Source organism: Burkholderia contaminans, from assembly GCF_029633825.1.
Classification (GTDB): Bacteria; Pseudomonadota; Gammaproteobacteria; order Burkholderiales; family Burkholderiaceae; genus Burkholderia; species Burkholderia contaminans.
This window is the reverse complement of sequence record NZ_CP090643.1, coordinates 169387-188847: the sequence shown is the minus strand read 5'-3', so window position 1 is coordinate 188847 and position 19461 is coordinate 169387. Positions and strand designations below refer to the sequence as shown.

General features: G+C 59.0%; 23 protein-coding genes. 1 reads left to right on the top strand and 22 read right to left on the bottom strand.

The genetic code is table 11. The annotated features are described in order from the left end of the window. Window positions 1–4: 4 nt before the first annotated feature. The 4 genes from LXE91_RS40025 to LXE91_RS43905 all read right to left on the bottom strand — a co-directional run bounded on the left by LXE91_RS40025 (window position 5) and on the right by LXE91_RS43905 (window position 4568). Window positions 5–592 (bottom strand): hypothetical protein, encoded by a 588-nt coding sequence (locus LXE91_RS40025; RefSeq protein WP_135370882.1) that lies wholly within the window; start codon window positions 590–592, stop codon window positions 5–7. 254 nt (window positions 593–846) lie between these two features. After that, window positions 847–1299 (bottom strand): hypothetical protein, encoded by a 453-nt coding sequence (locus tag LXE91_RS40020; protein WP_135370881.1) that lies wholly within the window; start codon window positions 1297–1299, stop codon window positions 847–849. A 354-nt stretch (window positions 1300–1653) separates the two neighbouring features. Then, complete coding sequence (locus tag LXE91_RS40015) at window positions 1654–3459, bottom strand: DUF4942 domain-containing protein (RefSeq protein ID WP_052760122.1); 1806 nt, start codon at window positions 3457–3459, stop codon at window positions 1654–1656. Between the two features lie 287 nt (window positions 3460–3746). Beyond that, complete coding sequence (locus LXE91_RS43905) at window positions 3747–4568, bottom strand: Mom family adenine methylcarbamoylation protein (RefSeq protein WP_046543776.1); 822 nt, start codon at window positions 4566–4568, stop codon at window positions 3747–3749. A 146-nt stretch (window positions 4569–4714) separates the two neighbouring features. Here LXE91_RS43905 and LXE91_RS40010 point away from each other — a divergent pair, with 146 nt between their 5' ends. After that, window positions 4715–5152, top strand: a complete 438-nt coding sequence (locus LXE91_RS40010; RefSeq protein ID WP_046543775.1) for an SET domain-containing protein — start codon at window positions 4715–4717, stop codon at window positions 5150–5152. A gap of 268 nt (window positions 5153–5420) precedes the next feature. Here LXE91_RS40010 and LXE91_RS40005 read toward each other — a convergent pair whose 3' ends face one another. From LXE91_RS40005 to LXE91_RS39920, 18 genes are all read right to left on the bottom strand, one after another. Next, window positions 5421–5936 (bottom strand): hypothetical protein, encoded by a 516-nt coding sequence (locus LXE91_RS40005; RefSeq protein ID WP_135370879.1) that lies wholly within the window; start codon window positions 5934–5936, stop codon window positions 5421–5423. Window positions 5937–6029: 93 nt separating this feature from the next. Then, complete coding sequence (locus LXE91_RS40000) at window positions 6030–6437, bottom strand: hypothetical protein (protein ID WP_046543772.1); 408 nt, start codon at window positions 6435–6437, stop codon at window positions 6030–6032. Window positions 6438–7027: 590 nt separating this feature from the next. After that, the gene (locus LXE91_RS39995; protein ID WP_135370878.1) at window positions 7028–7351 is read right to left on the bottom strand and encodes a hypothetical protein; all 324 of its coding nucleotides are present in this window, start codon (window positions 7349–7351) and stop codon (window positions 7028–7030) included. Window positions 7352–7570: 219 nt separating this feature from the next. Then, complete coding sequence (locus tag LXE91_RS39990) at window positions 7571–7954, bottom strand: hypothetical protein (protein WP_046543769.1); 384 nt, start codon at window positions 7952–7954, stop codon at window positions 7571–7573. 24 nt (window positions 7955–7978) lie between these two features. Continuing rightward, window positions 7979–8326: a hypothetical protein gene (locus LXE91_RS39985; protein WP_052760120.1), complete on the bottom strand. Its 348-nt coding sequence runs from the start codon at window positions 8324–8326 to the stop codon at window positions 7979–7981. Next, a complete protein-coding gene (locus LXE91_RS39980) occupies window positions 8319–9104 on the bottom strand; it encodes a hypothetical protein (protein ID WP_052760119.1) in 786 nt (261 codons plus the stop codon). Before LXE91_RS39980 ends, LXE91_RS39985 begins: the two co-directional genes overlap by 8 nt. Window positions 9105–9121: 17 nt before the next feature. Then, a complete protein-coding gene (locus LXE91_RS39975; RefSeq protein WP_046543768.1) occupies window positions 9122–9895 on the bottom strand; it encodes a hypothetical protein in 774 nt (257 codons plus the stop codon). A 24-nt stretch (window positions 9896–9919) separates the two neighbouring features. After that, window positions 9920–10642, bottom strand: coding sequence for a metallophosphoesterase (locus LXE91_RS39970; protein WP_046543997.1), 723 nt, complete (start codon window positions 10640–10642; stop codon window positions 9920–9922). 263 nt (window positions 10643–10905) lie between these two features. Continuing rightward, the gene (locus LXE91_RS39965) at window positions 10906–11361 is read right to left on the bottom strand and encodes a hypothetical protein (protein WP_135370876.1); all 456 of its coding nucleotides are present in this window, start codon (window positions 11359–11361) and stop codon (window positions 10906–10908) included. A gap of 170 nt (window positions 11362–11531) precedes the next feature. Further along, window positions 11532–12029, bottom strand: a complete 498-nt coding sequence (locus tag LXE91_RS39960; protein WP_077234754.1) for a hypothetical protein — start codon at window positions 12027–12029, stop codon at window positions 11532–11534. A gap of 12 nt (window positions 12030–12041) precedes the next feature. Continuing rightward, the gene (locus tag LXE91_RS39955) at window positions 12042–12344 is read right to left on the bottom strand and encodes a hypothetical protein (protein WP_135370875.1); all 303 of its coding nucleotides are present in this window, start codon (window positions 12342–12344) and stop codon (window positions 12042–12044) included. 449 nt (window positions 12345–12793) lie between these two features. Further along, on the bottom strand, window positions 12794–13138 hold the full coding sequence (locus LXE91_RS39950) for a hypothetical protein (RefSeq protein ID WP_077233613.1): 345 nt from the start codon (window positions 13136–13138) through the stop codon (window positions 12794–12796). A 73-nt stretch (window positions 13139–13211) separates the two neighbouring features. After that, window positions 13212–14024: a hypothetical protein gene (locus LXE91_RS39945; RefSeq protein ID WP_135370874.1), complete on the bottom strand. Its 813-nt coding sequence runs from the start codon at window positions 14022–14024 to the stop codon at window positions 13212–13214. Between the two features lie 57 nt (window positions 14025–14081). After that, window positions 14082–14381 (bottom strand): hypothetical protein, encoded by a 300-nt coding sequence (locus tag LXE91_RS39940; RefSeq protein WP_052760116.1) that lies wholly within the window; start codon window positions 14379–14381, stop codon window positions 14082–14084. Between the two features lie 60 nt (window positions 14382–14441). Then, complete coding sequence (locus LXE91_RS39935; RefSeq protein WP_046543763.1) at window positions 14442–16718, bottom strand: DEAD/DEAH box helicase; 2277 nt, start codon at window positions 16716–16718, stop codon at window positions 14442–14444. Between the two features lie 10 nt (window positions 16719–16728). Further along, a complete protein-coding gene (locus tag LXE91_RS39930; protein ID WP_046543762.1) occupies window positions 16729–18060 on the bottom strand; it encodes an ATP-binding protein in 1332 nt (443 codons plus the stop codon). Window positions 18061–18129: 69 nt separating this feature from the next. Further along, a complete protein-coding gene (locus tag LXE91_RS39925; protein ID WP_046543761.1) occupies window positions 18130–18894 on the bottom strand; it encodes a hypothetical protein in 765 nt (254 codons plus the stop codon). A gap of 389 nt (window positions 18895–19283) precedes the next feature. Next, window positions 19284–19454 carry a hypothetical protein gene (locus LXE91_RS39920; RefSeq protein ID WP_158077523.1) on the bottom strand — a complete coding sequence of 57 codons (171 nt, stop codon included), beginning with the start codon at window positions 19452–19454 and terminating at the stop codon, window positions 19284–19286. Window positions 19455–19461: the final 7 nt, after the last annotated feature.

The window sequence follows — 19461 nt, the reverse complement described above, 5'->3', positions numbered from 1 at the left end:
CGGTCTAGAACTCCGTATCCGGGTCAACGATCCGCGCTTCGCCTCGCAGCACGACCGCGATCGGGCGGGTCTCAACGATGTTACGGAATTCTCCAAACGGAAGGAGACCTTCTTGCAGGAGATGAAGTGCATTTCGAACGTAGCGGGCTCGATGCCACGCATCGTTTCTGGAGGGGGATCCTTTCAGAACGACCGTTAACCCGATGGCGACGGCTTGGAGGAACTGCCGGAAGGTCGGCACCTCGCGCGTCATTGCCCACCTGACTCGGGCGAGACGTTGATCCTCGTGTTCCTCGAGAAAGGAGCGAAGGTCATGAATCACGTGGCGGGAGCCATAGGTGAGGTTCGCCCAGTCACCCTCGTCGGGGATATCGACCGAAATGCTTCGCGCACCAGGTCTTGTCACCTCAATTCGAATCGAGAGTCCCCGGAACTGCTCGAGGTTGGAGACCAGGTGATCGGTGTCGCGAAACACGGTTGCGGCGCCGGTTGGCCGTGTTAGAACGCAATACATCGGCACTTCAGGTGGGGTGGTTCCTTCGCGGTTCCGCGCTATTCCTCGCATGATGCGACTTTCGGTACGTGCTTCCATGATTCTCTCCAGGTATTGCCCGAGTTAGGGCTTTGACGAACCAGAGAGCTGCCGCAGCTCTGAGCAACGTGTACGCGCTGGTCAGAACGAGAGACCTAATCGTCTAGCGGTTCAAAGTCACCGCCGCATGTCGGTGCGAAGCGGCCGTTGGTGGGGCAAGAGAGAAAGAGCAGCACTGGGGCCGAACGCTGACATTGCAAGCGAGGCCCCCAAGTCATCGATCTGACTGGGGGCTCGCGGCATTGCGGATTGATTCAATGGCCGACGTAGCCGACCATGCATTGCTTCATCAGCACCTGGTAAAAGTGGTGGGTGTCACCAATTCCTCTGGCACACAGTACGTCGAAGGAATCCCAACTCGCAGCCTGGGCCTCAGGTGAAAGAGCATCCCACTCTTCCTTGGTTCCCCCACGAGACTCCTCGCATTCGCTTCGATTGGCAGCGCCAACATTCCATGCTCCGGCTAGGGCCGTACCGACGAAACACGGTGGCAGGGTGCTAGCCAAACCATCGCGGTACCCCAGCGCCTCAGCTTCTTGAAGGCAATCCTCAATCGAGTCAAAGTGATGCACATTCGGAGACTCAGAATCTTCAATCGAAAGAACGTTCGCGAGCCCCCACGCGCAGCGGATATCGAGCGCTGTGCCGGCACTTGCGGATACTCGATACAGGAGCGGTTGCGAAGCTTTGTACTGTTGCGTGTTCATTATTTCTCTCCAGATGTTGCCCTGCGGGGCGTGGAAAAGCGGAGAGATCGGAAGGATCGGGCAAGCAGATGAAGGATGCTGGCCGGAACACTCCAGGGGGTGATTTCGAGCAGCCTCGCTCGAGGCGATTGGATGTGTCGGGAAGTAGATGCCGATCGAACGGCTCGCTGAATCCTACCCCCTATGGAAGTTTGGCGCAATGCCAGCCGGCTGAGCCAATGCAAGAAGAAACGCCCGCATCCATCGTGAAGATGGATGCGGGCGTCGGTTTCAACGTTCGTCACCTATCGCAATAGCGACACGTACGCCGGGGAGACCTTCGTCGTCCCGGAGCAGAAAGTGCCGTTTCTAGCGTTAGGCGGCGAGGAGCAAGGGCAACTGCGTCTGCGCGTGAGCCTCGACTTGGGTTTCCAACGCCCCTTCCTTGCGAGCGTCGAAGGCAACTCGAAAGTCGACCTGGATGTCATGGGCTTCGTGCACCTCCTGCAATGCCTCGTCGACTTGCAGGCACGCGCGTTCATGCCCGTCCCAATTCTCGTTGCCCAGGGTCCGCAGCGGTTCGTCACTGCAGCCGCGGTAGCGCTTCGCAACAGCTTTGCGAATTTCCTTGTCAAGCTTCTCCGCCTTGTCGAACTGCTCCCAGAAGCCAGCGGACTCAAGCTTCAAGTTTTCCGCCGGGAGCCAGCCGCGTTGACGTCCAACAGCCCGGTTCAAACGGTCGATCAACTGCTTGTCCCTCGGAAAGAAATGAAGCGTTCCGATGCCAGGATAAAACCGAAGGTCAAAATAGGACGACTCGATTCGAGCACCATACTTCAGTTCGGTCCAGTGAGCGTTGCAAGCGCTAACGAGGCTAACTTCCGGGGTAGCGTTGCCCGCGAGTAGCGCGAACCCCTTGTCGAAGTCAGCGAGTAACCGCTCCATCTCCCAGGAAGGCGACCGGGCACCGCGACCGACTGCAAAGCCAGGGATCACAAAGCGGGTGTGCCGGATCCTTCGGCCGATAGAGCGATAGTGCTTGTCGTTGCTTTTCCAACCGCGGTAATACGCAGTGTTGTCAGAGTGATATCGAGTGATACGGTCGAAGATGTCGCACAGCATGTCGATCTGAATCCGGCCTTGCTGCTCGCAGACTCCGATCAGAAAGCTGTAGATGTTCTTTACCGTGAACTCGAGCTCGGAAATCAGCTTGAATTCTGCCTCGACACGTTTGAGGGCTTCACTCGATAGTCGACTCGTTACGTCTGCTGACCGCACGATCGACGCCCACCCGCGTTCTTTCAATTCCCCATACACGGTACCAAGTGCCCCGCGGACATAGTCAGCCGTGGGCGCGTGGTCGCGGTCCGAGGTCCCTGACGATCGAGCACCCATCGAATCTCCAAGCATGCCGGCATACGCGCTTGCCTGCGCCTGCACAAAGATTGCGTCCCGTGCGCTGACAACAGCTGCATTGAAGATGCGCACGCGGTTCTCGATTTCGCTTACCGGCAACGCCAACTGGTGCGGCACTGCGTATCCGTTACCGAGCTGCTCGCCGTCGACGGTGTCCCGAGTCATGTCTCGGAGAAGGTCCATCGTGACAAACGAGCCGACCTCGGCACGTTTCACAAGGTGGACGATTGCAATGTCGACGGGCGTCTTGCGCTCAGCGTCCTCGACCTGGAAGGCGCCCTGAACGTATTCGACGTCACCGTACTCGTCGATGAGGCTAACGAGTCGTCGACGCTCCGCGTTCAACGGGTTTCGAACGGTCTCCGCGTTGACGATCATGACGACCTCGCCATCCCAAAGCAGGTCCCAGGCCTTCAAGACATGCTTTTCACCGCTGTGAAAAGGCGGGTTGCCCACGATCGCCGAGTAGCATGCCCCAGATTCCATCGCGAGAAAGTCGTGACCGACGATCTTCACGCCAAGTTCTCGGAGGTCCGCGTGATGGCGAACGTCGATCTCACAGCAGTCGATGTTGTGGAAGTATTCCTTGCTATATTCGTAGCGCGGATTGAGCTTCCCTTTCAAGAGATGGCCCTTGCCGGCGGAAGGCTCGAGCACGCGACTCGGGTGACGATCCTTCAGTTTCTTCCAGACCCGTGCTGCAAGGTCGATCGGAGTGGGGTAGTACTGAAACCCGTTGTGCGTGTCGTTGAATTTTGCATTCATTGATTCTCTCCAGCTGTTGCCCGGTGAGGGCGTTGATAAGGAGGAGAGTTGGCAACTTCGGGAAAGCGATCGAAGTACGCTTACCGGAATGTGATGAGTTCGCGAATGCCTGCGGAGGAGCGCCGGGCGGCGATCGATGGCGTCGAAGGGATCGACGACTATGCAGTGGAGTCGTGCCGATTGAACGGCAGGCCGTGAGAATACCACAGCGGGTGCATGTTCATCGCATGTCATCGCTTTCAGATGAAGCGACCGTCCGGCGGACGGATGCACCCGGCATGCCGGTCCTACAGTTTGGCGGTCTCGTGGGGCGTCCGCCAATGCCAGCAAAACCTGAGATTGCCGGGATGGCGGAGTGGTCGGAGGAAGCCGTCAGCGCGTAGGCGCTGGAGCCAGTCGACAGCAGTTTCGTGCTGGCGACGCGGGGGGGCGCCGCGATCGCGCAGCTGAGCCTCGGCGTAGTCACGTCCCTGATCTCCGGTGCGGAGCTTCGACAGGGCACGCTCGCTTGCAATCTGACCGTCGGGGGTTAGAAGCAACGTGCGCGGCGATGACAGTCCTCGAAATATGCATCCACTCGCACGGTAGATCACGCCCGTGTGAGAGCGCTTTACGAGTTGGCCACTTGCATCACGACGTTCGATGGGATCGCAGTAGGCGACGACACCTCTGATCTCCGGCAGGTGATGCCGCATCATTCGATGAGCCCGCGCGATGAACCAGGATTCGGCATTCGAAACCCCAACCTCGGGTGTGTCTAACATAACGAGGCGGCCGAGCTCGATGCCCTCTGATGGCGATAGCCCAGGTATGACTGCCGGGATAACGCTTTGCGTCATCGGGACCGAGTACACTGCGACGCCTCCGAGGTACTCGCGGCCGAGCCTCGGCTTCACCATCAACCCAACGCAGAATCGTGCCGCAGGAAAGCTGCCTGAGTAGTGGTGTTCGCGAGTGAAGGACCGGGCATCCCGTTCGGGTAGCCTGACGACTTCGGCGCACGACGGATTGAAAACCTCGCCGGGTGGGCGATACCGTACCTTTCGGTTCTTCCATCGTTGGCACTGTGTGGTCGCTACTTCGAGGGCAAGCTCGAGCTGGGTAGGCATAAAGGATCCCGGAGTCACGGCAAAGATTCAAGGTACGTTCGCTCAGGCCCAACGCAACTTGAGCCGGGTGAATTACGATATCGTCCTGAAGAGCAAAATCGACGTGCACTTCGGTTTCCTAGGTCCTTTCATTCCCCCGACGCTACATGAAGAGATTCTCTGTTCGCAGATCACCCGTCCACGGGAAAGGTGTGTTCGCATTGCTCCCTCTGCAAGTGGGCGAGGTCCTTGTCGAGTACAAGGGGAAGCGCATGCCGTGGCAGCAAGCGGTCGAAGCGCATGAGGCCGCGGGAATGGACGGTCATACGTTCTTCTTTGGACTGTCCGACGGAGGGGTGATAGACGGAGGGCAAGGGGGGAACAGCGCACGCTGGTTGAATCACGCATGCGATGCGAACTGCGAGGCAGTTGAAGTCGGGGGCCGCGTCTATATCGAGGTGGTCCGCAAGATCGAGTGCGGCGACGAACTGTTCATTGACTACGGACTGCAGGTCGACGAGCCGTCAGACCAGATCACGCGCGACGCATACAAGTGCAATTGCGGCGCAAGGTCGTGTCGAGGCACGATGTTAGGCGATGTTTGACTGGTATGACCTAGTCGAAGCTACGCCTACTCAGCGTTGGTCTCTCTGGTCACTCTAAGTTGCAATGCCCCAAGCAGCACCAACGAGATGCTCAAACCGACGATCAAGCTTGGAGCGTCTATAACATGATGCTCGACAACCCAGTTCGTAACGCATATTGGGCCGCCAACAACCGAGGCCAAAGAGGTAACTCCGAGGATGAGCCTCGCAAGCGCGCTTCTACAAAGAAGCCCCGCAAACGACAGGAGGGTGCGATACGCGACCTCTTTCATTGTGGCACCTTTTCCATCGCTTCCTTAGCCGTCGAATCGTAGTACCCGATCAGCTTTGCAGCACCGGGGGATCTCTTACGGGTCTCCGCTACTCGCTGACGACCAAGTTCCCGATCGACCTCGAGGAGTTTCGATACGGTAACGTAGCCGTGCTCTAGAACTGTCATGGCTAGCTCGAGTTTTACCGACTCGGGCAGATCAGGATCGTCGGCGATAGCAGCAAGAGCCTCGTCGCTGACGTTGGTTCTGTCGGGGTAAGGGCAGTTGCACTGATCCACGAACCCGCGGCAGAGATTCATGAAGCTCATTGAGATGGCAAGGGTAATCAAAGGAACCAAGGCGATCGCGATGTAACCCCGCGCAATCAACCATATCCCCCCGACGAGCGAGGCGAGGGAAACGACGTACAGCAGGCGGTGTGTATACCTCTTGCGCCGATAATTAGGCATCGCTCGTTGCGTTGCCAATACTATCTCGCGCAGTGCCTTTGGCGAATTGGTGTTGGTGCTCATTATTCCGAGAGTCCCTTTCCCTCTTTGGGGTGTGCGGTTGGCGGTCGAATGTGCCTCAACTATCCCGCCCCTGTCCCACCACGTCGAATTTCGTTAGATGCGCGCTGAGCCGGCGGAGGTCTCGGCAGTGGCGGCTCGAGGACGGCGACTTTCGACGAACATGGCAAGGCGTGCAATGGAAGAGAAGCCGGTGATGGCCAGGACGCCTACACTGAGCATCGAGACCGCATCAATCGGCATGCTCAAGACGGTGTACAGACTCATCGTGGCAGCGGCGAATGAGATGGACGCCATCCGCTTGTGGTCGTGAAAGTCTTCGTGATTGGGTTGCCCATCAAGATCCTCGATCAGGCGGCACAGATGCCAGACAAAGCTGAAGCCGGCGGCGCCGCCGACGGCGACGACTCCCGCACAAGCGAGGCCGTGCGGAAGCTTTACGGATGCGATAGCCCCAATCATGCAGACTACAAAGCTCAGGGGAGCGAGCTTTTTGGGTTTCATTGGTCCGGTCCTCCAGGCTTGGGCAGCAACAGGCTGCCGATTAAATTGATATACGGCAACGCGAACCGATGTTTCACCCCCTTGGGTGAAATAATTCTTCGTCATGAGCGGCCCGAGGGAACAAGGACGCGTGCGTTCCTCTCAATTTCGGTATCAACTTGAGCAAGGGGCAGGTCGAAGAGAGGTGGCCTCGGCCGCTAGCGGCCAGCAGCCGGGGTATCGGCAAGTCAGGCAACGTCGTCAGGTCTGTCGAGTCGGCCAATCTCGGCGGTCCGTCCGCATTTCTCGGTCGCCACCGCAGTGCTTGCAAATCTCGTGCTCCTGGGCGCACTCAGCACAAACTATGTCCGTGTCAGTACTGGCATATGTCTGTTGTACGCCACAGCATGCGCAAGGCTGCGTCGTGATGGCTTGGCCGGCCAGCTTGGTGAAGTAGTGGCAAGCCTTGCACAAGTGGCGCCGCAGCCTTTCGTCCCTGTCGGAGTCCTGCTCCAGGCTGCGGGCGCGCTTGATCGCGCTATCGACTTGCCGTTTGGCTCGTTCTGTTCGCGAGATGAGGAAGTCTTGGTCGAAATCCGAAGGTTCACGCTTCATGCCAGTCCACCCCTCGCGGACGCGACTTCTTTGGCGGAATCGTCTTGCGAGGCTGGGTCGCGGGCGGGCACCGCGCTCTCGACGCCAGGTTGCAGGACGAGGTAGCTGTACTTCTCGCCATTGAGCGTGGCGCCGTGACTGCCCATTTCCGCGAGGGAATGGGCATGTTTGAGGTCCCCGATGTCATCACGGACAAGAACCCGCTCTCCGCTTTCATGAATGCGCCAGATCTCAATTCGTGGCTGGGCATCAGAGACGCTCGAGCTGCTTTGTGCGTCAGCATGGGGTAAGCCTGAAAGTGCGTCGTTCTGAATCTGCATTTTGGGGCCGAGACTAAAAGAGTTGGGGAGGCATTGCGCGGAGGTGCTTTTGCTTCACGGCACTGACGCGTGACTCTCCATCCTCGGTGAGCCACCGGATCCGCCGTCGATCACCTGCCGTTACTCCGAGGACAAGCACTACACGGTCCTTGTAGCGAGCAAGGAATGCCTCTGCAGTGCCTGGATCTATCGTCAGTGGGCCGGTCACTCAGGCTGTCCTTACCGGGCCTCTTTGGAGGGAAAGACGGGGAGGCCTGGCAACGTACCTGGCATCCGGCGTCGCACTTCAGCGGGTATCGCCATGACCACGCCATCCTTTGTCGGCAATGAGCCGGTTGCATCGAACGGTGATCCAGTCCCTAGCACCAGCGACATCTCGTCGTCCGCGGCAACCAGAGCGATCCAGTCAACTTCGCCAATGTGGCTGGCGACACCCTCGACCTCTATCGTGCCCACGTCCGAAAGGACGATGCGACCGTTCGCGAGGTCGATCTCAACTTCGTCGGTGCCATAGAGTGTCGCGATGCGCTCCGATTCGAGCGGGGGATAGACAGTCGAGGCACCGTGGTGGTACCACAGGGACGTAAGTTGCTTGGCGATCATGGACTTTCCTTCTCGTTCATTCGGTCAGATGCTTGGCGAGCCGATCTTTCGATCAGATATCAACTGCGTGGCTTCGCTTTCAGCGCGGGCCGCGACGACTTCGTATCTTTCGTCGCCGTACGCCTCGTGGGCGTAGGGCGCCGGAAATGCCCCTCGAGCTCCCTCGGGAACGATGTGATACCAGCAAGAATGGTCTCCACCCTTCGCGGGCGTCCGCTTGACCCACTGATGCGTCGGCATGCCCAGTGGGCAATCGTAACCTTCGCTTCGAGCGTGACGCATGAAGACGTGAGGATCGTGATGACCCGCCGACATGAGCATGTAGACGTCGTCGCCGACGTTTTCGATCTCGAGGGGGTACTCCCTAGCCATGTTGAGATACCTCGCCCTCTGAGACGGCACTCGGTGTATCAGCTTCAGCTCCTGCAGCCGTCGAGTAGGCGTGCTGGAACTTGGGGAGCAGATCGTCCCATTGGTCCGGGTACCAGTCCGGCATGACTGTCTGCAGGCGGGTGTACAGCGTGCGGCCGTCGCTGCATTCGCACGGGGTCGCTTGTGGGCGGCTAAATAACGCCTCGGCCTCGAAGCCCTGGGACAGGTTGTCAGCGATCGTACGCCAGATGGAGTCTTGATCGTCAGTTAGCCATGGCACCCACTCAAGGCCAGGCACCCGGGTGCGGAAGCCAATTGCCTTGTCGATCGCCCCGACAGTCGCGTGCGTCGCTTCGGGCGACGGGACGTTTGCCGCTTGGCGAGGCAGGCCGCCAGCCATGTCGGCCAGCTTGCTTGCTATATCGTCTAGAGTGGCACGCATGTGCTTCTCGCCACCTAACGAGATCGCGGCGTTGGCGAGTTGAGAGATCGCCATCAACGCATCGGCGGTCGCAGGTGCCGGGCTTGTCGAAACGGGTTCGACTGCGCTGCCGTGCACGCGCGTGATGAACGCCCGCATTCCGCAGCAAGTGCAAGGATCGAACTTCAATTCCAACCCTACGCCGATGCCCGTCACGGTTGCGGTCGAGCCCGCGGGGATCTCGACATAACCGTTCCGCATTACCTCTTTGGTTCGAACTCGCATGTCGATCCAGTCGCGAATCAGCTTCTTCCCGGGCGGCGGGATGTTCTTGATCTTGTTGGTTCGTACGGTCATTCAGTGCCTCGCTTCTCTTAGTGGGAGTTGTCTCCGGAGCCGCCAATGCCATTTGAGGTGGCGGATTGGGCCTTCTTGGTGGCGGGTAGCGCGAGCGCCTCCAGGGTCGATTGAGCGGTGTACTCGATTACGCCGTATCCCGCGGCCCGCCACTGGCAAGCGATTTCACGATCTTCCGTAATCGGAACGCAAACGGCACGATGAGTGGTCTTCCAGATCACTGCCTCGGGGCCGCGCGTCTTCCCGGGGAACGCATAAACGATACGGCGGTTGCTTGGCAGGCGTTCGGAATAGTAGGTTGGGTCCACATCCCGCCACGACGTCGTTGCTTCGACCCATACTTGGTGGATCCTCGTCATCGCATTGGCGACGGCTGGCACGTGGGCGGGCGTCGAGGCCTCGTCGTTGTGAATCGCGGCGACTGCGGCAAGCGCCTGATTGACGTCCTGGCGGCTGACCTTTCCGGACGACATGAGCAACACAAGTACCTTGGCGTCGACGCTGGCTGCTTCCATGAAAGCGGCTTCGCGAGCCCGGGCGATAGCTGCGACATCGTCGGCTACCTCCGTCACTTGTGGCGCATCCCTTGATCCGGTGAGGATGTCTCGGAGGTCCGCCTCGATCTTGTTGACCGGCTCCCACCAATCGTTCCCGTACTTGTGGCGCAAGTTCGCGTAGCTGTCGTGACCAGTGAAGATCGAAAGAACTTCGGCTGCCTTCTGAATGGACTTACGGTGTTGCGCTGGCATCGCGGCCAAGCCGGTTTGGTCGTGGGGTGTTGTCTGTGCCATCTGGCGTACTCTCCGTCGGTTTGTCTAAGCGGTTGCTGCCTCTCGGATGACCGTTTCCGCGTCGGGCGACAACTGAAACAGGGTGAGCTTGTTCAAATTGGGGTAGCAGACGCCGGTGTCGGTGTAGTAGACGTTGGCGATGCATCTACTGCTCGGAACGGGGGTATGGCCAACGATGACTGCGGTTACATCCTCGACGGGTCGTTGGTCATCCCATTCAATTCGTTCGCGCGACCAAAGTGCTCCGCGCAGAAGGCGCTTGAGCTCGCTGTTCGAGAGAAGGGGATCTTCGAGTCGACTCGTGAACTCCTCCCAGCTCTGGGTCGGGCAGTCAGCGTGAACGATCCCGATCTTCCCCGCTAGCGTATCGATGCTGACTGCGATGGGAAGAGCGGAAAGGGCCGCGGCGACTTCGAGCTGGATTTCCATCGGGCTTTCGATCAACCATCCTCCGCCGTTGTCGCGGTAAGCCTCCGTGTCGCGGTGGCCGTTCGGATGACGGATCGCCATGTCTTCATGGTTCCCACGCACCGCAACAAGCCAGGGCCGCTTGAGGTAGTCGAGGACGCGGCTCGATTCCGGCCCGCGATCGACCAGGTCCCCAACGGAGAACAAGCGATCGACGGATCGATCGAAATCGACCTGCTGGAGAGCGGCCTCGAGACGCGTGAAATGGCCGTGGATATCCCCGACGACAAAGTCGCGGCCGTGGATGTTGCGCTGAACTGTCTGAACAAGGGTCGACATGATGACTCTCTGCATGCGTGGTAATACCAAGGACAGCGTACAAAACGGACGTAGCGATGCAAACGCGTTCGGGCGGCCGCTTGGTTGAGCGCTGGCTCAACCAAGCATTGATTCGATGTGCGTCGAACAAGGGAGGATAGGGGAGCGTTGCGGCTTTTTTTGGCCGCAACGCTGGATTCTGTTGTTGATGGTCTGGGCACCCGCGGTAACTTCGCCGCAGCTGAGGCGCTAACGAGCCGAGTTGCTTGTGGAAATTTGCTCGATCACGGTAGCGAGGTGTAGAAGGGGCTGATGGAGCGTGTTTGCGATTGCTCGCATCCCTCCATGGTGCTAGGTGAGAGCCCGGCTTCTTTGATTAAGGCGTTCCGATGCTCTTCGCCGGCGCACCCGGGTTCAGTAAACGCTATCAGAAACGACACCAGGTCCCGAAACGGGTGGGCAGCGTGCTCTTCAATGCATCGAATCGTCAGGCGGTTCTCGTGAAGCTCGGCCGTGAAGTGCAAAAACTCGGCTGTGGCATAAGCTTTGTGTCGGGTACTTAGGTGCGCTAGCGTCTCTGCGATCCAGAGTTCAGATTGTGCCTGGATCTCCTGTGCCAACAGGGCTTTGGCCCAATCAGGTCCAACAATGGCAGTGAAATAGATCATGGAGTGTTCTCGTTTTCGACCGGTGGTCGGTTGATTGCTGAGGGAAGACAGATCGTTCGTCTGCTGCTTCATGTATCTCCGTCGTGCTCAACAGAGCTTTGGGCGAGGATTGGTAAGAACTCGGGGGAGACGCTTCTCCACAGAGTGGCCAATCCCTCGACGGGCATTTGCCATCGGGGAGAAAGTCGACGGGAACGGCGCCCAGGGAAGGGCGCCGTCTGGTCGTTACGGTTGCTCGTGACTCAACGCAAAGTCTTACCTTGCGGCAATCCAATTAGTTGGGTCCGATCGAAGGTTTCGAGAAGTTCGTCCGTGGCGGCGAGCATTTGGCGCTCGGCCAGGAGGAAGGTTTCGTAGAGACGTTGACGCTCACGGTCGTTCCTTCGCTGCTCCTCTCGCATGAAATCGAATCGAGCTCGGAAGTCCGAGTAGATCCAGTCTTCATGAAGGGGAAGCAGTGCGACGTGATCCAGCACAAAGTGGCTAACGGGTCCTGGCAGGGCAGAGCCTTTCAGGTGAGCCGAATCGACACTTAGGATGAGGCCCCGATGCGCACGCAGCAGGTTCTCGTCCAGCTTGGAAGTCCCATATGCAACTGCGACGTAATGCTGATCTCCCACGGAAAATGGGATATCCGCTACGAGACAGTAGTGCGGTTTCGGGCCAGGCTGATGGGGATCGTTGTCGTACGGGAAAAGGCACTTGAGCACAACGCCTCGCGCAATCTGCGAGGCTTGCATCTTGCGTCGCCGTTAGACTGCGGGGCTTGCGCTTGAGTTACCGTCCGTGTCTTCAATCACACGGGACAGTTCGCTGAGGTTGCGAGCGCGTGCAGCTGCGATCTGCATGCGCCACGACGGAATTGCTTCGGCAGGAATGGACGCGTCCATATAGCCCGTAGCACCCGACTTGGTGACGGTTTTCAGAACTTCACGACCATTGGCTGCGATGAACTTTTCCATGAGGAAATGATACACCCGGAACGCGGGTTGCAATACCGATCTGACGTTTCGAGTAACTTTCGCCACAATGTGACGAAGCGGTTGCGATTGCATGAACTCTCCTTGTTGCCACGACGGGCGAGATAAAAGGAGAGGGCTGTAACGCTCTGCTGGGGCGGGGCCAGCGGAACGCATTGCCATTACGACAGAGGTGGCTCTCGCGCGGATGGAGCCTGCCGATTGAACGGCTGAGACGAAGTATAGGCGACTCGACCTGCTGCTGAAAAGTGGGGAGCGCCCCCACGCGCCATTGGGAAAGCGGCGGTAGGCGTCTGAACCCTTGGCAGACCAGTGGGCGGAAACGGTTCTCACCCACTGTTGATGGCCAGCGTCGCCGGCCGTAGGAAAGCTAGGAGCGCCTGCGCTATCTGGCCCGAATATACGCGTCGACAAGGTAGGTCGGAGGATCGACCGGAATCTGGGACATCCCGATCATACTGGGCTGTCGTGGCGCTTCGAGCCTGCGCCCTTGTCCAGTGGGTGAGGCTCCAGCCGCCCCGAGATCAGATTGTGATCGTAGGCTCCCCGCGTTGCGCAGGCGGAATACGCGCGTGCTCGGTGATTACATACTCCGTGCCACCGACGACGGCGGCCTTAGTGATGCCGTATCGCGTGCCGGCGACTTCGACGTCGACGGTCTCGCCGCCGGCGAGGATCGCATTGAATTCGTCTACGAGAACGGAGACGTTTGCGTCGCCGAGGGACGCGACGGTGTTGTCGACTTTCTTCCGACCGAAGATGCCGGCCCGCGACTCGTCGCGAATCCAGATGGTCGAGAATGCACCATCGACCAATTGATTGATGGGCGCAAGGTTGATGAGGTTCGTTAGGGCGGCTACTTGAGGCATAGGGTCTCCCGAAGGTTGGTTAGAAGTTTGTGGTCACCGGTTGAGGTTCCGAATGGGTTGACGTCCGGTAGCGTCAACCAGGATTTGAATTGGTGGGTGAGCCAAGCCGGGCGAGTTCCGTATCGCACGCAGTCTCCAAAGCACTATCCTGAAACTCGCGCGCGACGGACCGGATCGCGTCTGCAAGCCGAAGGCGGTACTGACGGTCGTTACGGCGGTTACCCGCGATGAGGTCAAGGGGCCTCCGGATCTGCGTGGAGGCTCGTGGGGAGATCCCTCGGCTGTCAGTAGGCGGCATGGCGGATGCATCGGCCAGTAGGGCCCCTGATTGGAGCATGGAGTCGACTATCCGCCGTCCGAGTCGGCGCAGGTCTGCGTGGGCGCACTTCCTCAGATGAGGCAAGCGCACAACGTGTGCGCTGTTCTCATACGCGGCTGCCGCTTTGCCGGCTACTAAGCCATGCGCAATGATCCATTTCGGCTTGATCGCGTCGACGAGAAACGGAAGGACGCTTCTCCCTTGAATGGGCGCGGCCAATAGTTCCGCTTGCGTCGCGGTCGCCTCGCCGAATACGTTGGTTTCGAGGCAGCGGAGGGGAGCACAACTTTTTACGAGTACCTCGAGCGCATTCCTTGTCTGGCTGACGACCTGCTTTCCACGTCTTCGACGGGAGTCACTGTAGGCCTGCATGAAGTGATGCTTGTCGAAGCCGGTCGAGTCGTCCCAGTAGGCCCAAAACTGTTCCGTGAGCGACGAAGCAGGGTTTGTGCCGATGATGAACACGCTGCAGGCCAACGGCGATCCATCGCATACAAACGGTCGGATGCGATCGCCAGGGCCGATCAGTGATCGCAGAGCGTCGGCAAAATCGTTGAGGCTATCCATGTTTTCGTAGTCTTCGCGTACAAAGTTTACAAAGGCGAGCTGACTCTGTTCTTCTCATCATTCGGTTCGGTTTGCACTTGCCTTGCCGTCCTCCGGCGCGGGCTGCAACGACGCGGCCCGGGGCCAGTAGACTGCGCCTGCAGCCTTCGAAGTCGCTCCGGGTACCCGGACGACGTAGGACTGGTGCATTCGGGGAGCGCCGATGCCATTGCCAGTGTAAAGCGACTCGAATGCCTCCCGGCTCGGTCGCCCGCCAGGCTTGACGACCTCTACCACAACATCACTTTTTACCTTGGTGTAGCCACCGGCTTGGCTGACCCAGGTGACTTTGTCGCCGACTTTGAATTCACCGACCATGAGATATGCCTCGTTTGGGATGGAGATCTTGCTGCCGATAATACGGGGCCACAACGTTTGTCAAGTCCCTGGGCCAGACTCGACTATCTCGGTTGGGTTTGCGCCATCGCGCTGCGTGGTGTGTCGCCGGAGAAACTCGTACGTCCCAGGAAGATCCAGGAATTGAGATGCGTAGTTCAGTTGGAGGAGCGGCGGTGGTAGCAGCCCATCCCATTTTTCTACGGCCAAGTTCTCAGCGTCGCGGAGCAAGTCAGCAGCGTTAATCGGCTCCCGCTCTAAGAGGTGCGCAAACAGGCGATCGACCTCTTGGATCGACGCGCCGTTGACCGCAACGCAAAGCCCTTCGTTGACCGCATCGACGTCGAAGAACTTCATCATCAGGGCAAGTGTCGCGTGTATCTCATCACCCTGCCACAGAAAGAGGCGCAAGGTCCCGCCGTCAACTGTATAGAACGCGCGGCCCAACCCCAATGATCTGAACGTCTTCCTCGCGCCTTCGAGAAGCCGCTGAGCCGCGTCATCTAGAAAGGGGACGGTCTCGTCGCTGGCCAGGATCTCACGCATCTGCTGTCGAATCCGCGTGTGAACCCTCCCCGGCGATCCGCCGAACGACGGCGCTCGACCACCGCCCGACGGTTCGACCTCGATCATTTTCTGGTCGCTATCGATCCGAGTGACCTTCCAACGTCGGCCTGCAAAGAGGAGGAAGTCGCCTTCCGCGAGCGGCGCTGTCATCGGCAGAGAACCAAGAGTGCGTCCCTTTGACACGAGTCGGTACTCCTCCGGGCTCGAGAAGGCAGCGTAGAAGCTGTAGTGCCCGGCGACTGCTTCTCCGACCGGGCCGTGGAGGAGGAGCCCAGAACTGTCTTGCATCAGGAATTCTTTGGTCCCGAGGGCGCGAAGCACCGTGACGAAGTCCTCCCGTGTAACAGACCGGAACGGTCCACGGACACAGAGCTGACGAAAGGCGTCCGCGGCGGTCACCCCTCCGCGCTGGGCGATCAACGACAACATCTGCTGGATCAGCGTTGAGAGGTGCATTCCGCCAACCCGTGGCGGTTCGACCCAGCGTTGCAGTAGGAGATCGATCTGCGCAATCAGCTGCACCATATCCTCACGCAACCGATCGGGCACGGCGGCGCGGGCGTCGAGCGGCGCCTCGAGCGCGTACCCGCGCAGAATCGCTGGCATCCCCTTTCTGCGCCCTGAACGCCCGAGCCGTTGCCGCAGGCTGGAGACAGAAGGTGCAGGTCCGATCTGCACGACCGATTCGACCGGGCCAATATCGACGCCGAGCTCCAGTGTTGACGTCGCAATAGCTGAAGCGGGTGATGAGGTTTGCTTCAAGGCACCTTCGGTCTCCTCTCGCAGCTCTCTCGACAAGTTGCCGTGGTGTGGCCAGTACTCGGCCGGGCGGCAGTCACGCTCGCACATTGCACGAAGAAGCGATGTGTACTGTTCGACCTTCTGCCGGCTGTTTGGGAAGATCAGGTGGTTGCGGCCACGCAGGTTGTCGTAAATGTGCCGGGCGATCTGAAGCATGCCGGCGCCGGCAGTCTCCATGGCGGTCACGGACTCGCCGCGGCTCGTTCGGGCTTCGATCTCCTCTTCCGAAAGGAGTGGCGGTCCATCGTGGTATCCCTTGACGAGGATTCGGAGCGACGAACTGCTCATGGTGCTCTCGACGATCGTTACCTTTTCGCCTTCGCCAGGCCGGAGGTATTCAGCCGCGAGGCGAATATCGCCAAGGGTAGCGGACAGCCCGATACGAGGGATACGCCGCGCAAGCGCAGTTTCGAGTCGATCAAGAAGACTCTGCAGCTGCATGCCGCGCTCGCTACCCATGAAAGCGTGGAGCTCGTCGACGACTACGTAGTCGAGGCGATCGAAAAGGGCAGAGATTCCAGAGCCCCGGTTGTAGAAGAGCGCCTCGAGGGACTCTGGCGTTATCAAAACGCAGCCGGCCCGACCCTTCGTAAACGCCTGCTTTCTACTGGCGGCCACGTCTCCGTGCCACGGCACAACTGGTATTTCTAGTGTTTCGCAGAGTTGCGTAAGGCGATCCCACTGATCGTTGATTAGCGCCTTGAGCGGTGAAACACACAACGCAGAGTGCCCCAGTGAATCGGGCGCGAGTAGCCGACTCAGGATGGGAAGGAAGGCAGCCTCCGTCTTTCCGGCCGCTGTAGCCGCGGAAATAATGACATCGGTCGACCCGGCGATGATCGGCGGAATGGCCTTTTCTTGGGCATCGCGCAACTCGGTCCAGCCAGCCTGCCAGATCCACTGTTGGATCAACGGATGGAGGAGCTCAAAGCTGGACGATTGTGTAGTCATCGGCTGGCACTCAAAGCTTGAACAAGGCCAAGCCGTCAGCGCCGTCAGCGCCGTCAGCGCCGGCATCGGAGATAGTCTCATGCTCGGCCGCGGCACCGTCGTCCTTCGAGACATCAACCCGGTCGATCAGCGAGTGCCATGGCGTGCCAGGGTATTGCTCGAGCAGCGCGAGGAGGTTGACGAACGAGGTGATTGTCGTACGCGGTGTCCGGAAGTAGGCCTCGCCGATCCGCTGCTCGCAGTGCGCCATAAAAGCGGCAAGACCTTCATCTGGCAGAAGGAACTTCGCTGGGTCGCCAGAAGCGTAAACGAGCCGAATCTTCTCGAGGAGCACAAAGAAGTCTTCGCGGGTCAATGCGCCCAGGCGAAGGACCGGGTGACTGTAATCAACCAGGCCTCCGGCCGAGAACGAGTTCTCAGCGAGGCGGGACTGCAATGCCGCGTAGCTATAGATTCCTCGTCGGGTGTCTAACAGCGAATCCGGTGTGCACCCGAGCAAGAATCCAAGCCCTTCTACCGTTCCTTGGAGGACGTCATTGAGGATGCGGAGGATCTGTTCATAGTTCGCATTGCGTGACTGAGCGTTCGCGAGTTTGTAGAGGTTCACGAGCTCGTCGAGCCCAACGAGCAGGCCGCTATAGCCCGCGAGGCGGACGAACGCGGCCATCAGCTTGATATGGTCGTAGACGGTCGAGTCATCGACGATGGTCCGAACCCCGAGGGCCTGACGCGCGTCCGTCCTCGTGGTGAACTCGCCGCGCATCCAGCGGATTGCATCGAGTTTGAGTGTCTCGTTGCCGGAATTATGCCCGCGCCAGTAGGCAGCCACTACCGCAGCGAAGTCGTATCCGTTGACCATTTCGGTGAGCTGCGAGCACTTTCCAAAGATCAGTTGCTCAGGATCCTTGCTCGTTGCACGGGATTCCTCTAAGACTGCACTGATGAACTTTTCGAGGACACTGGCGAGGGCGCCGCCGTCTGGCTTGCTCCGCGTCGACATGTTCTTCATGAGCTCCGCGTACAAGGAGCGTGCTTGGCCATTGGTCGCATGCAGCCGGCGATCGGGATTCAAATCGGCGCTGATCGCGACCAGCTTCTTTTCGAGGGCGACGGCTCGAATTTGATGCAGGAAGAACGTCTTGCCTGCACCGTAAGGGCCAACGACCACACGAAAAGTGGTGCCACCCGCTGCGACTCGATCGATGTCCGATACGAGCGCTTGAATCTCTCGTGAGCGGCCTACCTGAATGAGGTACTGGCCCGCACGGGGGACTACGCCGGCGCGAAGCGCTTGGATAAGGGCATCCCGGTCGCGGGGACGAATAGTAGTGGTTGAACTCATTGCGCTTCCCATGATGGAAGGTTCCATCTTTCTGGCTTAGGTTTGCTTTGTGGCACTCGGCGGTCGCAATCAGCTCCGCGCGCCCGGCTGTGGTTCGGCAAGTTCAATCGGCATCGCAGTTGGTCCAGCCGACTTCGCACAGGCGATTGCCGTCGACACGTCACCGACCTCGATTTCGAGGAAGCGGACGAAGAAACGATCTCTCACCATCGCACAATCGTAGTTCCCACTGGCGTCTCGAACGATGAATACCTCGTCCTGTCCAAGCTGACACCGTCGTTGGAGATACTCGACGACCGCTCGGATGTCTGCTTTGACGCCGATCGATCCGTGATTTTCATGAACGACCAAGACTCCGTCTTGGCGAGTAAGTCGAATTGAGGCACGCATCGTGCCGTCTCGCTGGCAAGCAATATCGAAGTGCTGTTTACTGGACTCTTGTACGCGATGAACTTTCTCCCGGTGACGCGGATCAAGCCAGTCCGATGATGCCTCGGACAAAGCAGACAGGTACTTGTCGTTGGCATCCAGCCAACGGCCAAGGTCTGGCCACTCAAGAAAGAATGCGGGATTTCGCGAGTGCAGCGTTGCCACGACATTGGCGCTCTCGCTGAGCCGCGTGCTGATACCGCCGGCGTACGAGTCGATCACTGTAGCGAGGCGAAAGAACCGGCGCTGTAGAACCTCCAGCGCAGCCTTCGATTCCTGGTCCTGCGCCTTGTGGTGCTGGATCCACCGTCGGTAGCAGATATGTTGGAGGTACCACATTCTCGCCCCGCCGATACAAACCAACGTAGTTGCGGCGAGAGCAGCTATTAGGGCGTTCGTGAGCATATGCGATTCCTAATTAGTTGCCCGGCCGACGGGACTTGCGGCGATCGCTGACCCAGGTCCAAGCTATCGCACCAACCATCAGCCAGAGTACTAAGGCAATGAGTGTCGCCGCAACGGCTTCGCCGAGAAACTCGCGAAGGACATGCCTCGGCGTAGAGGACCACGCGTCGAAAAGCAGGCGCCAAATGCGGGCGGTCGCGAATGTTATGGGGATGGCAACCAGCAGTAGCACGAGAACGGTGAGACTTGCGGCGACCGGCTGATCTCTCCGATACTGAATTAGCGATTGTCGAGTTCGAGTCCAGTATGAATTCATGGCGATTCGTGAGAAGGCTGCTGGGAGAAGGCGTAGCGGCAATTCAACGAGTCGGCCTTGACAATGGCCGCCTTCATACGGGGTCCTGAGTAGGCCGCTCAGCATCAAGACTCGCTTGCAAAACTGCCTTCATTCCTTCCCAATTCCTGAGGTATGTATCGGTGTCGACCTGTTTCGACAGGAGGCCGACCTCAACTGCCTTTTTCATCGCGGCTTGAAGCATCTTGTCGGTAACTGAAGTCATTTCCTGT

Coding starts and splice junctions, on each gene's coding strand:
- LXE91_RS39965 (WP_135370876.1), bottom strand. CDS start 11,361: ATGAAGCAGCAGACGAACGATCTGTCTTCCCTCAGCAATCAACCGACC.
- LXE91_RS40010 (WP_046543775.1), top strand. CDS start 4,715: ATGAAGAGATTCTCTGTTCGCAGATCACCCGTCCACGGGAAAGGTGTG.
- LXE91_RS43905 (WP_046543776.1), bottom strand. CDS start 4,568: ATGCCTACCCAGCTCGAGCTTGCCCTCGAAGTAGCGACCACACAGTGC.
- LXE91_RS39975 (WP_046543768.1), bottom strand. CDS start 9,895: ATGGCACAGACAACACCCCACGACCAAACCGGCTTGGCCGCGATGCCA.
- LXE91_RS39995 (WP_135370878.1), bottom strand. CDS start 7,351: ATGCAGATTCAGAACGACGCACTTTCAGGCTTACCCCATGCTGACGCA.
- LXE91_RS39980 (WP_052760119.1), bottom strand. CDS start 9,104: ATGACCGTACGAACCAACAAGATCAAGAACATCCCGCCGCCCGGGAAG.
- LXE91_RS39985 (WP_052760120.1), bottom strand. CDS start 8,326: ATGGCTAGGGAGTACCCCCTCGAGATCGAAAACGTCGGCGACGACGTC.
- LXE91_RS39960 (WP_077234754.1), bottom strand. CDS start 12,029: ATGCAAGCCTCGCAGATTGCGCGAGGCGTTGTGCTCAAGTGCCTTTTC.
- LXE91_RS40005 (WP_135370879.1), bottom strand. CDS start 5,936: ATGAGCACCAACACCAATTCGCCAAAGGCACTGCGCGAGATAGTATTG.
- LXE91_RS40020 (WP_135370881.1), bottom strand. CDS start 1,299: ATGAACACGCAACAGTACAAAGCTTCGCAACCGCTCCTGTATCGAGTA.
- LXE91_RS40000 (WP_046543772.1), bottom strand. CDS start 6,437: ATGAAACCCAAAAAGCTCGCTCCCCTGAGCTTTGTAGTCTGCATGATT.
- LXE91_RS39970 (WP_046543997.1), bottom strand. CDS start 10,642: ATGTCGACCCTTGTTCAGACAGTTCAGCGCAACATCCACGGCCGCGAC.
- LXE91_RS39945 (WP_135370874.1), bottom strand. CDS start 14,024: ATGGATAGCCTCAACGATTTTGCCGACGCTCTGCGATCACTGATCGGC.
- LXE91_RS40025 (WP_135370882.1), bottom strand. CDS start 592: ATGGAAGCACGTACCGAAAGTCGCATCATGCGAGGAATAGCGCGGAAC.
- LXE91_RS39940 (WP_052760116.1), bottom strand. CDS start 14,381: ATGGTCGGTGAATTCAAAGTCGGCGACAAAGTCACCTGGGTCAGCCAA.
- LXE91_RS39950 (WP_077233613.1), bottom strand. CDS start 13,138: ATGCCTCAAGTAGCCGCCCTAACGAACCTCATCAACCTTGCGCCCATC.
- LXE91_RS39935 (WP_046543763.1), bottom strand. CDS start 16,718: ATGACTACACAATCGTCCAGCTTTGAGCTCCTCCATCCGTTGATCCAA.
- LXE91_RS39925 (WP_046543761.1), bottom strand. CDS start 18,894: ATGCTCACGAACGCCCTAATAGCTGCTCTCGCCGCAACTACGTTGGTT.
- LXE91_RS39920 (WP_158077523.1), bottom strand. CDS start 19,454: ATGACTTCAGTTACCGACAAGATGCTTCAAGCCGCGATGAAAAAGGCA.
- LXE91_RS40015 (WP_052760122.1), bottom strand. CDS start 3,459: ATGAATGCAAAATTCAACGACACGCACAACGGGTTTCAGTACTACCCC.
- LXE91_RS39955 (WP_135370875.1), bottom strand. CDS start 12,344: ATGCAATCGCAACCGCTTCGTCACATTGTGGCGAAAGTTACTCGAAAC.
- LXE91_RS39930 (WP_046543762.1), bottom strand. CDS start 18,060: ATGAGTTCAACCACTACTATTCGTCCCCGCGACCGGGATGCCCTTATC.
- LXE91_RS39990 (WP_046543769.1), bottom strand. CDS start 7,954: ATGATCGCCAAGCAACTTACGTCCCTGTGGTACCACCACGGTGCCTCG.